13 protein-coding genes are annotated in these 13,906 nt (G+C 64.9%); 9 read left to right on the top strand and 4 right to left on the bottom strand.

Annotated elements, in window-relative coordinates; genetic code table 11:
* The first annotated feature begins 192 nt into the window (after positions 1–192).
* Positions 193–3,057: an excinuclease ABC subunit UvrA gene (gene uvrA / locus PI87_RS17830; protein ID WP_039599053.1), complete on the top strand. Its 2,865-nt coding sequence runs from the start codon at positions 193–195 to the stop codon at positions 3,055–3,057.
* 87 nt (positions 3,058–3,144) lie between these two features.
* The gene (locus PI87_RS17825) at positions 3,145–3,630 is read left to right on the top strand and encodes an adenosine-specific kinase (RefSeq protein WP_039599052.1); all 486 of its coding nucleotides are present in this window, start codon (positions 3,145–3,147) and stop codon (positions 3,628–3,630) included.
* A gap of 3 nt (positions 3,631–3,633) precedes the next feature.
* Here the strand turns inward: PI87_RS17825 and PI87_RS17820 are convergent, their stop codons facing one another.
* From PI87_RS17820 to PI87_RS17810, 3 genes are all read right to left on the bottom strand, one after another.
* The gene (locus tag PI87_RS17820; RefSeq protein WP_039599051.1) at positions 3,634–5,298 is read right to left on the bottom strand and encodes a Na/Pi cotransporter family protein; all 1,665 of its coding nucleotides are present in this window, start codon (positions 5,296–5,298) and stop codon (positions 3,634–3,636) included.
* Between the two features lie 17 nt (positions 5,299–5,315).
* On the bottom strand, positions 5,316–5,936 hold the full coding sequence (locus PI87_RS17815) for a LysE family translocator (protein ID WP_039599050.1): 621 nt from the start codon (positions 5,934–5,936) through the stop codon (positions 5,316–5,318).
* Positions 5,937–6,062: 126 nt separating this feature from the next.
* Complete coding sequence (locus PI87_RS17810) at positions 6,063–6,671, bottom strand: adenine phosphoribosyltransferase (RefSeq protein WP_052321586.1); 609 nt, start codon at positions 6,669–6,671, stop codon at positions 6,063–6,065.
* A gap of 108 nt (positions 6,672–6,779) precedes the next feature.
* Here PI87_RS17810 and PI87_RS17805 point away from each other — a divergent pair, with 108 nt between their 5' ends.
* Both PI87_RS17805 and PI87_RS17800 read left to right on the top strand, forming a co-directional pair.
* A complete protein-coding gene (locus tag PI87_RS17805; RefSeq protein WP_039599049.1) occupies positions 6,780–7,358 on the top strand; it encodes a DJ-1/PfpI family protein in 579 nt (192 codons plus the stop codon).
* Between the two features lie 42 nt (positions 7,359–7,400).
* On the top strand, positions 7,401–7,805 hold the full coding sequence (locus PI87_RS17800) for a ribbon-helix-helix domain-containing protein (RefSeq protein WP_039599048.1): 405 nt from the start codon (positions 7,401–7,403) through the stop codon (positions 7,803–7,805).
* Between the two features lie 11 nt (positions 7,806–7,816).
* On the opposite strand, the gene PI87_RS17795 is transcribed toward PI87_RS17800, so the two are convergent.
* A complete protein-coding gene (locus PI87_RS17795) occupies positions 7,817–9,796 on the bottom strand; it encodes a monovalent cation:proton antiporter family protein (protein ID WP_039599047.1) in 1,980 nt (659 codons plus the stop codon).
* 345 nt (positions 9,797–10,141) lie between these two features.
* Between PI87_RS17795 and PI87_RS17790 the strand changes: the two genes are divergently transcribed.
* From PI87_RS17790 to lptB, 5 genes are all read left to right on the top strand, one after another.
* Positions 10,142–11,125 carry a KpsF/GutQ family sugar-phosphate isomerase gene (locus PI87_RS17790; protein WP_039599046.1) on the top strand — a complete coding sequence of 328 codons (984 nt, stop codon included), beginning with the start codon at positions 10,142–10,144 and terminating at the stop codon, positions 11,123–11,125.
* A gap of 10 nt (positions 11,126–11,135) precedes the next feature.
* Complete coding sequence (locus tag PI87_RS17785) at positions 11,136–11,723, top strand: KdsC family phosphatase (protein WP_039599045.1); 588 nt, start codon at positions 11,136–11,138, stop codon at positions 11,721–11,723.
* Positions 11,724–11,727: 4 nt separating this feature from the next.
* The gene (lptC, locus tag PI87_RS17780) at positions 11,728–12,360 is read left to right on the top strand and encodes an LPS export ABC transporter periplasmic protein LptC (RefSeq protein WP_039599044.1); all 633 of its coding nucleotides are present in this window, start codon (positions 11,728–11,730) and stop codon (positions 12,358–12,360) included.
* Positions 12,361–12,423: 63 nt separating this feature from the next.
* A complete protein-coding gene (gene lptA / locus PI87_RS17775) occupies positions 12,424–13,005 on the top strand; it encodes a lipopolysaccharide transport periplasmic protein LptA (protein WP_039599043.1) in 582 nt (193 codons plus the stop codon).
* Between the two features lie 28 nt (positions 13,006–13,033).
* Positions 13,034–13,822 carry an LPS export ABC transporter ATP-binding protein gene (gene lptB, locus PI87_RS17770; RefSeq protein WP_039599042.1) on the top strand — a complete coding sequence of 263 codons (789 nt, stop codon included), beginning with the start codon at positions 13,034–13,036 and terminating at the stop codon, positions 13,820–13,822.
* Positions 13,823–13,906 lie beyond the last annotated feature (84 nt).

Genomic DNA, 13,906 nt, shown 5'->3' with positions numbered 1-13,906 from the left:
CGGAAACTGGGTGCAGAAACCGCCGCAAAAAAGCGGCGGCAAGGACACTTGAACGATCTTTCGGACTGCCCCATCTGGGGCCGGGTACCCGCAAAACCGAAGTTCGGTATATTAGCAGGCTTACCCTTTTCCACCCCCTCCGCTCATTGCCGCACCCAACCTGGGCGGGCGGTCCTCAGCGCCAAGCTGCACATGGACGAAATCAAGATTCGTGGGGCCCGTACCCACAACCTGAAGAACATCAACCTCGACCTGCCGCGCAACCAGCTGGTCGTGATCACCGGGCTGTCGGGGTCGGGCAAGTCGTCGCTCGCGTTCGATACGCTGTATGCGGAGGGGCAGCGGCGCTATGTGGAGTCACTGTCGGCATATGCCCGGCAGTTCCTGCAGCTCATGGAGAAGCCCGACGTTGACCTGATCGAAGGCCTGTCGCCGGCCATCTCCATCGAACAGAAGGCAACGAGCCACAACCCGCGCTCGACGGTGGGTACCGTCACCGAGATCCACGACTACCTGCGTCTGCTGTATGCGCGCGCCGGCACACCTTACTGCCCCGATCACGGCCAGCCGCTGGAAGCACAGAGCGTGTCGCAGATGGTCGATGCCGTGCTGGCGCTGCCCGCCGACACCAAGCTGATGATCCTGGCGCCCGTAGTGGCCAACCGCAAGGGCGAGCACGTCGACCTGTTTGAAGCGATGCAGGCACAGGGTTTCGTGCGCTTCCGCATCCGCTCGGGTGGCGGTACCGCGCACGAGGCCGAAGCCAAGGTCTATGAAGTCGACAACCTGCCCAAGCTCAAGAAAAACGACAAGCACTCGATTGAGGTGGTGGTCGACCGCGTGAAGGTCAACCCGGAACTCAAGCAGCGCCTGGCCGAATCGTTCGAAACCGCGCTGCGCCTGGCCGACGGCCGCGCCATCGCGCTGGAAATGGACACCGGCAAGGAGCACGGTTTCAGCTCCAAGTTCGCCTGCCCGATCTGCTCGTATTCGCTGCAGGAGCTGGAGCCGCGGCTGTTCTCGTTCAACAACCCGATGGGCGCCTGCCCGCACTGCGACGGCCTGGGCCAGATCACGTTCTTCGATCCGAAGCGCGTGGTGGCCTTCCCGAACCTGTCGCTGGCTTCAGGCGCCATCAAGGGGTGGGACCGCCGCAACCAGTTCTACTTCCAGATGCTGCAGAGCCTGGCGGTGTTCTATGACGTCGACATCGACGTGCCGTTTGAAGAACTGTCGCCAGAGATGCAGCAGATCGTGCTGCATGGCTCGGACAAGCAGCAGATTCCGTTCACGTACATCAACGAGCGCGGCCGCACCACGGTGCGCGAGCATGCATTCGAGGGGATCATCCCCAACCTGGAGCGGCGCTACAAAGAGACCGATTCCATCGCCGTGCGCGAAGAACTGACCAAGTACCAGAACAACCAGCCCTGCCCCGAGTGCGAAGGCACGCGCCTGCGCCGCGAAGCCCGCAACGTCAAGCTGGGCGAGGCCGACCAGGCACGCGCCATCTACGAGATCAACGGCTGGCCGCTGCGCGACGCGTTGACGTATTTCCTGACGCTGAACATGCACGGCGCCAAGCGCGAGATCGCCGACAAGATCGTCAAGGAAATCTCCGCGCGGCTGAACTTCCTGAACAACGTCGGGCTGGATTACCTGTCGCTGGAACGCAGCGCCGACACGCTCTCGGGCGGTGAGGCGCAGCGCATTCGACTCGCTTCGCAGATCGGCTCGGGCCTGACCGGCGTGATGTACGTGCTGGATGAGCCGTCGATCGGCCTGCACCAGCGCGACAACGATCGCCTGATCGGCACACTTAAGCACCTGCGCGATCTCGGTAACTCGGTGCTAGTGGTCGAGCACGATGAAGACATGATCCGCGCGTCGGATTACGTGGTCGACATCGGCCCCGGTGCCGGTGTGCATGGTGGCCAGATCATTGCCGAGGGCACGCCCAAGCAGGTCGAGCAATCGCCCGCGTCGCTCACGGGCGAATACCTCTCGGGCAAGCGCCGCATCGAGGTGCCCAAGCAGCGCACGGCACCCGATGAGGAACGCTGGCTGCGCATCATCAACGCCAGCGGCAACAACCTCAGGGGCGTGTCGGCGGACATCCCGGTCGGGCTGCTGACGTGCATCACGGGGGTGTCGGGCTCAGGCAAGTCGACGCTGATCAACGACACGCTGTATCACGCGGTGGCGCGCCATCTATATGGCTCCACGCCGGAGCCGGCGGCGCATGACCGCATCGACGGGCTGGAGCATTTCGACAAGGTCATCAACGTCGACCAATCGCCGATTGGCCGCACGCCACGTTCGAACCCGGCCACCTACACGGGGCTGTTTACGCCGATCCGCGAGCTGTTTGCGGGTGTACCGTCGGCCAAGGAGCGCGGGTATGACCCGGGCCGCTTCTCGTTCAACGTCAAGGGTGGCCGCTGCGAGGCCTGCCAGGGCGACGGCGTGCTCAAGGTCGAGATGCACTTCCTGCCCGACGTGTACGTGCCGTGCGACGTGTGCCACGGCAAGCGCTACAACCGTGAGACGCTGGAAGTGCTCTACAAGGGCAAGAACATCACCGAAGTGCTGGAGATGACGGTGGAGCAGGCGCACGAGTTCTTCGCGCCGGTGCCGGTGGTGCGCCGCAAGCTGCAGACGCTGCTGGACGTGGGCCTGGGCTACATCCGCCTGGGGCAATCGGCGACGACACTGTCGGGCGGCGAGGCGCAGCGCGTGAAGCTGTCACTGGAGCTATCGAAGCGCGATACCGGCCGCACGCTCTACATCCTGGACGAGCCGACCACCGGCCTGCACTTCCACGACATCGAACTGCTGCTCAAGGTCATCTACAAGCTGCGCGACCACGGCAACACGATCGTCATCATCGAGCACAACCTCGACGTGATCAAAACGGCGGACTGGCTGCTCGATCTGGGGCCGGAAGGCGGTGCGGGCGGCGGGCAAATCATCGCCAAGGGCACGCCGGAGGATTTGGCGAAGAACAAGGCGAGTTTTACCGGTAAGTACCTCGCACCGCTGCTCAAGCGCAAGTAAGCCGATGTGGGTGTCGTGGGGCGCGGCTTGCAATCAAACAGCCGCGCCCTACGATGAAGAGCGTTCCCACCCCTCAGGAGCGCCGCCATGGACCTCACCGTGGTGCCCATCGTCAAGCCGGAGACGACCAACTTCATCTTCGGCCAGTCGCACTTCATCAAGACTGTGGAAGACCTCCACGAAGCGCTCGTGGGTGCGGTACCGGGCATCCGCTTCGGCATCGCGTTCTGCGAGGCGTCGGGCAAGCGGCTCGTGCGCTGGTCGGGCAATGACGACGTGGCCCTCGCGCTCGCGCGGGACAACGCGTTGGCCATCGGCGCGGGCCATACCTTTCTAATCTTTCTGGGCGACGGGTTCTTCCCCGTCAATGTGCTGGCTGCCGTGCGCGCGGTGCCGGAGGTGTGCCGCATCTACTGCGCCACGGCCAATCCGACGCAAGTGATCGTCGCGCAGACGGAGCAAGGGCGTGGCGTGCTCGGTGTGGTGGATGGCGCCTCGCCGCTGGGCATCGAGACCGATGCCGACATCGCGTGGCGCAAGGACCTGCTGCGGCAGATCGGCTACAAGCTGTAGTGCTCAGGCCTCCGACGCAACCGCGCCGTCGCGCTCTTGCATGCGGCTGCGGTTGAGCAGCCCGGCCTCGTCCAGCACCGGATACGCCGCCGCGCAGAACAGCGAGTTCAGCCGCTTGAAATCGCTGATGATGTCCAGATGCAGCGAGCTGGTCTCGATGCTCTCGGAAGTCTGCGCGGAGATGCGCGTGAGATGGCTGCGCGCATAGCGCTTTTCCAGATCGCGGAAGGTCGCCTTCTCCAGCATCAGCCGTTGCGCACTGGGCAGGTCGCCGGTCAGGAACACCGACATCGAAAGCTTGAGGTTGGCGACCAGCCGCGTATGCATGTCTTCCAGCTCTTGCATGCCGGCCTCGGAGAAGGTCAGCTTGTGCGCGATCTTCTTCTCGCGCACATCCTGCAGCAGGCGATCGATGATGTCCCCAGCATGCTCCAGGTTGATGGTGACCGAGATGATGTCGGCCCAACGTTTGCCCTCGCGATCGTCCAGCGCCTCGTGGCTGAGTTGCGTGAGGTAGAACTTGACGGCCGTGTAGAGCGCGTCGACCTCGTCGTCAACGGCGCGTGTGGTCTGCAGCAGGCGCACGTCATCGGTCTTGAGCACGCGCAGCGTGTTCTCCAGCATGTGCTCGACGCGGTCGCCGATGCGCAGCACTTCACGCGAGGCGTTGCCCAGCGCCAGCGTGGGCGTGGCCAGTGCCGACGGGTCGAGATAGCGCGGCGCGACCAGTTCATCCAGATGCCGGCCGCCCGGCAGGATGCGCGTGCACAGGCGGGCCATCTGCTCGGTGAAGCCAATCAACAGCGCCGCCAGCGCCACGTTGAACAACACGTGGAACGCGACCACCACGTGCTGCAACGCTACCCCAACATGCGGCGCCAGCACGGCCAGCTTGCCGAGGAACGGCACCACCAGCACAGCACCCAGCACGCGTGAGAGCAGGTTGCCCAGCGTCGCCCGGCGCGCTGACTGACTGGATGCCGGCGTGGTCGCCAATGCGGCGATGGCACTGCCGATGTTGGCCCCCAGCACGATTGCAAAGGCCACCTTGACCGACACCGCCGCGGAGGTCGCCAGCGTGGCGCAGAACAGCACCACGGCCAGGCTCGAATAGCACAGCAGCGTCAGCACCGCGCCGATCAGGATGTTCAGGCCGGTGTCCGCCGAGATGGAACTGAGCAGCACGCGCAGCGCGTTCGCCTCGACCATCGGACTGGCCGCTACTGCAATCAGCTCCAGTGCCAGCGTGATCAGCCCCAGGCCGATCAGCACTCGCCCGAAATGCCCGACCGGGCTGCCCTTGCGCGACAGATGCAGGATCACACCAAAGAAGATCAGCAGCGGCGAGAGCCATGACAGATTCAGCGCGAACACCTGCGCCATCAGCGCCGTGCCCACGTTGGCGCCCAGCAGGATCGCCAGCGCCGACGACACGCCCATCAGCCCCTGCGCAACAAACGCGCCGACGATGGTGGCCGTTGCGTTACTGCTCTGCACCAGGCATGTCACGCCAATGCCGGCCAGCAGTGCAGAGAACCGGTTCGACACGCTGCGCGACAGCAGCCGGCGCAGGTCCGCGCCGTACAGACGCAGCATGCCGACCTTGACGGTCTGTGTGCCCCACACCAGCAAGGCCACACCCGAGAGCAGTTTGAGCAGCGTGTACATCGCGGTTTGCGTTGCGCCTACTTGGTCAGCGCCACGCGCAGGCCCAGCCCGATGAAAATGCAACCGCTCACGCGATCGAGCCACAGCGATGCGCGCGGCGTGCGGCGCATCCAGCCGCCCAGTGCGGCCGCGCACCAGCCATACAGACTGAACACGACGATGGTCTGCGCCATGAACACGCCGCCCAGCAGCAGCATCTGCAGCGCCGCATGCCCGGCCTGCGCATCGACAAACTGCGGCAGGAACACTACGAAGAAGAGCGTCACCTTCGGGTTGAGCAGATTGGCGAACACGCTCTGGCGAAATACCTGCCACAGGTCCGGCACCGCCTGCGGGCCACCGTTGTTCAAGCCGACACCGCCCTTGCTGCGCAGCGCCTGCACGCCCAGCCAGATCAGGTAAGCCGCGCCCAGCCAGCGGATCGCCTGAAACGCCACCGGCGAGGATTGCAACACCGCCGCCAGCCCCAGCGCCGCCAGCGTCGTATGGAACAGGCAGCCCGAGGCAAACCCGGCCGCCGCCGCCAACCCGGCTTTGCGGCCCTGGCTCGCACCACGCGCGATCACCTGCAGGTTGTCCGGCCCCGGCATCACCGTGATGGCGATGGAGGTCAGCAGGAACAGCAACACATGGGGCATCGGCGCCTCCTGGCAGCAGAAGAAAAAGCGGAAGGGACCATGCTACCGCGCACGGTCACAAAGTGTCATATTTTTGTCACATGAGCGTATGCGGCGAATGCAGCGCCCCAGTGCCATCCCTGCGCGTCAATGGCCGCCGAAATTGCACACGGTGAACAACGGCAATCCACCCTCGATCAGCAATTGCGAGCCCCCCAGTTCCGGCAGGTCGACAATCGCCGCGCCCTCCACCACCGTCGCACCCAGCCGTTCCAGCAGGCGCTTGCCGGCCATCATGGTGCCGCCGGTGGCGATCAGGTCGTCGATGAGCAGGACGCGGTCGCCGGGCTTGCAGGCGTCAGAATGAATTTCCACCGTCGCGCTGCCGTATTCGAGTTGGTACTCCTCCGCCACCGTGGTGAACGGCAGCTTGCCCTTCTTGCGAATCGGCACGAAGCCCAGATTCAGCTCATACGCCACGATCGAGCCCAGGATGAAGCCGCGCGCATCAATGCCCGCCACCAGGTTCAGCCCCTGCCCCATGTAGCGATGGATGAACACGTCCACCAGCACGCGCAGGCTCTTCGGGTCCTGCAGCAGCGGCGTGATATCGCGGAACATCACCCCCGGCTGCGGCCAGTCCGGCACGGTGCGGATGCGGTCGCGCAGGTAGCGTGTCACGTCGCCCAGCTCGGTGGACGCAGGCACGGACGACGGCGTCAGCAAGGCCGCTTGATGGTGAGGAACGTTGGTCATGACAGGAATGGGAAAAGACGATTTGCGCGGACTGTGGTAACCGGCTACCACCCACGGCAGGCAGTGCGTCACCACAATGGGCAGACCGCAACCATACAGGAGACAACCGTGGCGAAGAAGATTCTGATGCTGGTGGGCGACTATGTCGAAGACTACGAAGTGATGGTGCCCTTCCAGGCCCTGCAGATGGTCGGCCACACGGTGCATGCGGTCTGCCCCGACAAGCGCGCCGGCGACTCTGTTGCCACCGCCGTGCACGATTTTGAAGGCGCGCAGACGTACTCCGAAAAACCCGGCCATCGCTTTGCCCTCAACGCCGCCTTTGCCGAGATCGACCCCGCGGCCTATGACGCACTCGTCGTGCCTGGCGGCCGCGCGCCCGAGTACCTGCGCTTGAACGCCCGCGTGCTTGAGATCGTGCGCCACTTCGCCCGTGCCGATAAACCCGTCGCGGCCATCTGCCACGGGGCGCAGTTGCTGTCGGCGGCAGGGGTGCTGGAAGGCAAGGCGTGTTCGGCGTACCCGGCATGTGGCCCAGAAGTCACGGCGGCAGGCGGTACCTTCCAGGACATTCCCGTCGACCAGGCCTACACCGACGGCAAGCTGGTGACCGCCCCCGCCTGGCCGGCGCATCCCGCGTGGCTCGCGCAGTTTCTTGAAGTCCTGGGCACGCGGGTTCTACACTGATCGGGCTGCCCGCACGCCGGGCGCTCCTCCCGGAGACCCGATATGTGCGAAATCTTCATCCGCGCCAATCCCCACTCGTACGACACGCTGGCCCGCTCGCTGCGCCTGCAGGGCGTGGCGACCAGCGTGCGCCTGGAATGCCTGTTCTGGGAGGTGCTGGAAGAAATCGGCCAGCGCGATGGCCTGACGGTCAGTCAACTGATCGGCAAGCTGTATGACGAGTTGCTGGAACATCGGGGCGAGGTTGCCAACTTTGCCTCGTTCCTGCGCGTCTGCTGCCTGCGCTATCTGATGCTGCAGCAGGGCGGGCGCATTCCGGCCGATACGCGCGTATCGATTCGCTCGCTGGACGCAGCCGCCGTGCTGGCGGGCTTGCCGCCGAGCTTGGCCGACAGCCCACCGCCGCGCCGCTCACGCGGGCCGTTGCTCGAAGCGCTGACCAAATAGCGACCGCGAAATCAACGCGGCGAGAGCCGCTCCTCTGCCATCTGCAGCCCTTCGGGCGTGCCGCGCAGCACGACGATATCGCCCAACTCCAGCACCGTATCCGGGTCCGGATCGAGCGCACGAATACCCTGGCGCCGGATCGCCGTCACCGAGGTCTTGAAGGTTTCCAGCCCCATCGTGCCGAGCTTGTGTCCGATGGCGGGTGAGCCCTTGGCCAGCGGCACCGAGTGCAGACGCACGGCATCGCGCTCCAGCATGTCCTCTTCATCGTCCTGGCCGTGGAAGTAGCCGCGCAGCAGGCCGTAGCGTGCATCGCGCATCTCCTGCGCCCGCCGCACCACACGGCGCAACGGCACGCCAAGCAGCACCAGCGCGTGCGAGGCCAGCATCAGGCTACCTTCGATGATCTCGGGTACGACCTCGGTGGCGCCCGCCTGCTGCAGGCGGTCCAAGTCGGCATCGTCAATCGTGCGCACAATCACGGGCAGGGTCGGCTCCAGCGCCTGCACGTGGTGCAGCACCTTCAGCGCGGAGGCCGTATCCGCATACGTAATGGCAACCGCCGCCGCGCGGTGGATACCGGCTGCCACCAGCGATTCACGCCGCGCCGCATCGCCGTAGACCACGTGCTCGCCCGCTGCCGCTGCATCGCGCACGCGATCCGGGTCCAGGTCGAGCGCCATGTAGCCGATGCCTTCCTGCTCCAGCATGTGCGCCAGGTTCTGCCCGCTGCGCCCGTAGCCGCAGATGATGACGTGGCGCTCGGTGGCGATGCTCTGCGCAGCGATCTTGGTCATCGCCAGCGATTGCAGCAGCCAATCCGTGCGCGAGAACCGCATGGCGATCACATCGCTGTACTGAATCAGGAATGGCGCGATCAGCATCGACAGCAGCATCGCCGCCAGAATCGCCTGGCTGAGCAGCGGGTCGATCAGGTGCATGCCGTCGATCTGGTTGAGCAGCACAAAGCCGAATTCACCGGCCTGCGCCAGGCCCAGCGCCGTCCGGATCGCCGCGCCGCCGCCTGAGCCGAAGCCGCGCGCAAGAAACGCAATCAGCACGAACTTGAACAGCACCGGCCCGGCCACCAGCGCCAGCACCAGCGCCCAGTGCTCAACAACCACGCGCGGGTCCAGCAGCATGCCAACGGTCACGAAGAACAAGCCCAGCAGCACGTCGCGGAACGGCTTGATGTCTTCTTCCACCTGCAACTTGTATGGTGTTTCCGACACCAGCATGCCGGCCAGGAACGCGCCCAGCGCCATCGACAGCCCCAGCCGCTCGGTCAGCGCCGCCATGCCCAGCGTCACCAGCAGCAGGTTCAGCATGAACAGCTCCTGCGAGCGGCGCGCCGCCACCAGGTGGAACCAGCGCGACAGCAGCTTCTGCCCCAGGAACAGGATCAACACCAGCGCGACGGTGATCTTCACAGCGGCAATGGAGAGCGCCAGCACCAGGTCAGATGGATTCTTGCCCAGGGACGGCACCACAATCAGCAGCAGCACCACCGCCAGATCCTGGAACAGCAGCACGCTGATGATGTTGCGGCCGTGCTCGGTCTCAAGCTGCAGGCGCTCGGCCAGCATCTTCGAGACGATGGCCGTGGACGACATTGCCAACGCACCGCCCAGGGCCAGCCCGGCTTGCCACGACAGCGGATACCAGTGCGACAGCAGCATGGTGATCGGTACCGTCAGCAGCATGGTCAGCGCCACCTGCGACGCGCCCAGGCCGAACACCTGCCGCCGCATCGAACGCAGCTTGGAGAGATTGAACTCCAGCCCGATCGAGAACATCAGGAACACCACGCCAAACTCGGCGAGGTAGCGCGTCTGCGCAGAATCGGACTCCAGCCCCGTCGCCTTCGGCCCGATCAGCACGCCCACCACCAGATAGGCCAGCATCGGCGGCAATTGCAGCATGCGGAACAACACCACGCCGATCACGGCGGCGGCCAACAACACGAGAGTGAGTTCCAGCGGCGAATGCATGCAGCGCAAGGGGCCCAGCACTAGGCCAAGCGAAAGAGGTTGGACAGGGCGGACAGTACCCGCGCATCAGGACGGTGCACGTGGCAAACATGCCGCAGACAGCACGCAGCGCGTTGCAAGACCGATGCCAGGGTATAAACGAAGAACGCGATACGCGGGACGCCGCAGAGCAAAAAATGACGGCGTGGCGACGGGAAGGAAAGTGGTTTGAAAGAGAATTGCCGCGGCGCAGCAAAACGAAGCGCCCGTACGCTCCGCGACTCCCCGCAAGCCAAGCCCCGATACGTGCCAAAGCGCGCGGCAAGCGGCCGGGACCAGTGTCAATCGTTGTTATACTTCGCCGCCATGATAGCGAATTTCAATCCGGATCGAGCGCTTGCGCTGGCGCAGCAAACCTTCGACATCGAAGCGCAAGCCGTGCTCGGCCTCAAATCCCAGGTGTCCGCCGACTTTGCGCGCGCGGTCGAGATGGTGCTCGGTTGCACGGGACGCGTGGTCGTCTCGGGCATGGGCAAATCGGGTCACATTGCGCGCAAGATCGCGGCCACGCTGGCCTCGACCGGCACGCCGGCCTTTTTCGTGCACCCGGCCGAAGCCAGCCATGGCGATCTGGGCATGGTCACGCGTGACGACGTCTTCATCGGCTTTTCCAATTCCGGCGAGGTGTCGGAGCTGAACGCCATCCTGCCGCTCGTCAAGCGGCTGGGCGCCAAGCTGATCGCCGTGACGGGCAACCCGGAGTCCTCCCTCGGCAAGCATGCGGATGTCGTGCTGAATTCACACGTCGACGTCGAAGCCTGCCCCCTGAACCTGGCCCCCACCGCCAGCACCACCGCCCAGATCGCACTGGGCGATGCGCTGGCCGTGGCCGTGCTCGATGCACGTGGCTTTGGCGCCGAAGATTTCGCCCGCTCGCACCCGGGCGGGTCGCTCGGCCGCAAGCTGCTCACGCACGTACGTGACGTCATGCGCGCAGGGGACGCCGTGCCGCGCGTGCTGGAAGACACGCCGCTGTCGCAGGCGCTGATGGAAATCACCCGCAAGGGCATGGCAATGACCGCCGTGGTCGACGCCGATGGCCGTGCCGTGGGCGTCTTCACCGATGGCGACCTGCGCCGCCTGCTAGAAACGCCGCGCGACTGGCGCACCGTGCCAATGCATGAAGTCATGCATCGCAACCCGCGCTCGATCGGCCCGGATCAGCTCGCGGTCGAGGCCGTCGAGGTCATGGAAACGCACCGCATCAACCAACTGCTGGTGGTCGATGCCGCCGGCATGCTGGCGGGCGCGCTGCACATCCACGACCTGACGCGCGCCAAGGTCATCTGACATTCCGCTGATGTCCGCCCCGGCAGAATCTCCCGTCCACAGCAACATCGACGCACGCTTTCCGCAGGCAATGGAACGCGCCGCCCGCGTGCGCCTGATGGTGTTCGACGTGGATGGCGTGCTGACCGACGGCCGCCTGCTGGTTGGCCCCGAGGGCGAGATCAGCAAAGCCTTTGACACGCTCGACGGCCACGGCATCAAGCTGCTGGCCCAGGCCGGCATCACGTCGGCCATCATCACCGGCCGGCAATCCGAAATCGTCGCCTGGCGCGCCGGGGAACTTGGCATCGAACATCTGTACCAAGGCATCACCGACAAGCGCGAGGCGTTTGCCCGCCTGTTGGCCGCTACCGAACTACAACCGGCCGATGCCGGCTACATGGGCGACGACTGGCCCGACCTGCCGGTGATGACGCTGGTGGGCTTTGCCGCCTGCCCCGCCCAGGCCCACGCTGAACTGCGCAACCGTGCCCACTATGTCGCCCAGGCGACGGGCGGCCGCGGCGCCGTGCGCGAAGTGGCCGACCTGATCCTCAAGGCCCAGGGCGCCTACGACAACCTGCTCGCACAACTGCTGCAGGCTCCGCAAACTTTCTGACCCCATGGCCAGCGAACGCTCCCAACGCCTCGTCTCCACCGTGCTGCAAATCATGCTGCGCGGGCTGCCGATCCTGCTGATGGCGATCGTCTGCGGTGTGACGTTCCTGCTGGTGCAGGTCAACACACCGCAAACCGACGAGACCGCCAACCAACCCAAGCGCCACGTGGCCGACTACATGATGGACGGTGTCTCAGCCACCGCGCTGGACGAAAAAGGCGTCACCAAATACCGCTTTACCGGCGTCCACATGAACCACTACGAGGATGACCTGACCTACGACGTCACCTTCCCGGCGCTGCGCGTATACGCGCCTGATCGCCCGCAGGTGACCGCCCGCGCCGACCTCGGAAAGATGAACGGCGAAGGCACCATCATCGATCTGTACAACAATGCCAAGGTTGTCCGCGCGCAAGGCCCTGATCCGCATCAGGACCCGCTGATGACCGCCGATTCGACCTACTTCCAAGTGCTGCTCAACGACGACGTCGTGCGCACCGACAAGCCGGTCGAACTGCACCGCGGGCCGTCGATCATGAACGCCAACAGCCTCACCTTCAACAACGTGACGCGCCAAGTACAATTGCTCGGCAATGTGCGCGGCCGAATCGAAGGGCTGGGAGCGCCGAAGCAGTAAACTTCGCCTCCGACACCTGACCACGCCCATCGATCGCGCTCTTCTCTGTCTGAATTGATCTCCATGACCGACTCTCTCCGTGCCGCCGGCCTTGCCATCGCTGCTGCGCTGCTGCTCCCGGCCCTGCCCGCGCATGCCGAGCGCGCCGACCGCGACAAGCCGCTGGTGCTCGAAGCCGACAACGCCAGCTACGACGATCTGAAGCAGGTCTACCACCTGACCGGCAACGTCGTGCTGACCAAGGGCACCATGGTGCTGCGCTCCGACGAGGCCGATCTGCGCACCGACCCGGAGGGCTACAACTACGCCATCGCCACCTCCAAGCCCGGCAACCTGGCCTTCATCCGCCAGAAGCGCGACAACGTCGACGAATACATCCAGGGTTGGGGCGAGCGCATCGAGTACGACGGCAAGCAAGAGATTTCCAAGCTGATCACGCGCGCGCGCATGGAGCGCCTGCAGGGTGCCACGCAGCTCGACGAGATCCGCGGCGCCGTCATCACGTACGACGGCCAGAAGGAGTTCTACACGGCCTCCGGCGGTCCGGAGAACACGACCGCCGCCAACCCGTCGGGCCGCGTGCGCGCCGTTCTCGCACCGCGTACCGGCACGCCGGGCACGCCTGCCCCTGCTGCCAAGCCCTGATCCGTTCCGCTCGCTTTCTGTTTCGCCTATGTCCGCAACTACCCTCGCCCCCAAAACCGTCGCGCCGCAGGCCACGACCTCTAGCACGCTGGTCGTACGCCATCTGAAAAAGCGCTACGGCACACGCACGGTGGTCAAGGACGTGTCGCTCGACGTGAAGAGCGGCGAAGTGGTCGGCCTGCTTGGCCCGAACGGCGCGGGCAAAACCACGTCGTTCTACATGATCGTAGGCCTGGTCGCACTGGACGCCGGCGACATCGTGCTCGACGGCGAGCACATCAGCCGTCTGCCGATCCACCAGCGCGCGCGCATGGGCCTGTCGTATCTGCCGCAGGAAGCCTCGGTGTTCCGCAAGCTCAACGTGCAGGAGAACATCCGCGCCGTGCTTGAGCTGCAGGAACAGGATGGCAAGAAGCTCACGCAGGACGAAGTCAACCGTCGCCTCGACGGCCTGCTCGACGATCTGCAAATCGCCCACCTGCGCGACAACCCCGCGCTGTCGCTTTCGGGCGGTGAGCGCCGCCGCGTGGAAATTGCCCGGGCACTGGCCTCGTCGCCGCGCTTCATCCTGCTCGATGAACCGTTTGCCGGCGTGGACCCGATCGCCGTGGGTGAAATCCAGCGCATCGTCAGCTTCCTGAAAGACCGCAATATCGGCGTGCTGATCACCGATCACAACGTGCGCGAAACGCTTGGCATCTGCGATCACGCCTACATCATCAGCGAAGGCTCGGTGCTTGCCGCCGGAAGCCCCGCGCAGATCATCGAAAACGAGGATGTGCGCAAGGTCTATCTGGGCGATAACTTCCGGATGTAAGTCACGCGTCTGGGTGTGGCCACCCTTACGTCTTAAGGACGTGGCAAAGGCGCACCATAAAGCAAAATCCGTTCCATCGACTGA

This window comes from Ralstonia sp. A12 (assembly GCF_000801955.1).
Lineage (GTDB): Bacteria > Pseudomonadota > Gammaproteobacteria > Burkholderiales > Burkholderiaceae > Ralstonia.
The sequence above is the reverse complement of the archived record's forward strand: the minus strand, read 5'-3'. Positions and strand labels throughout refer to the sequence as shown.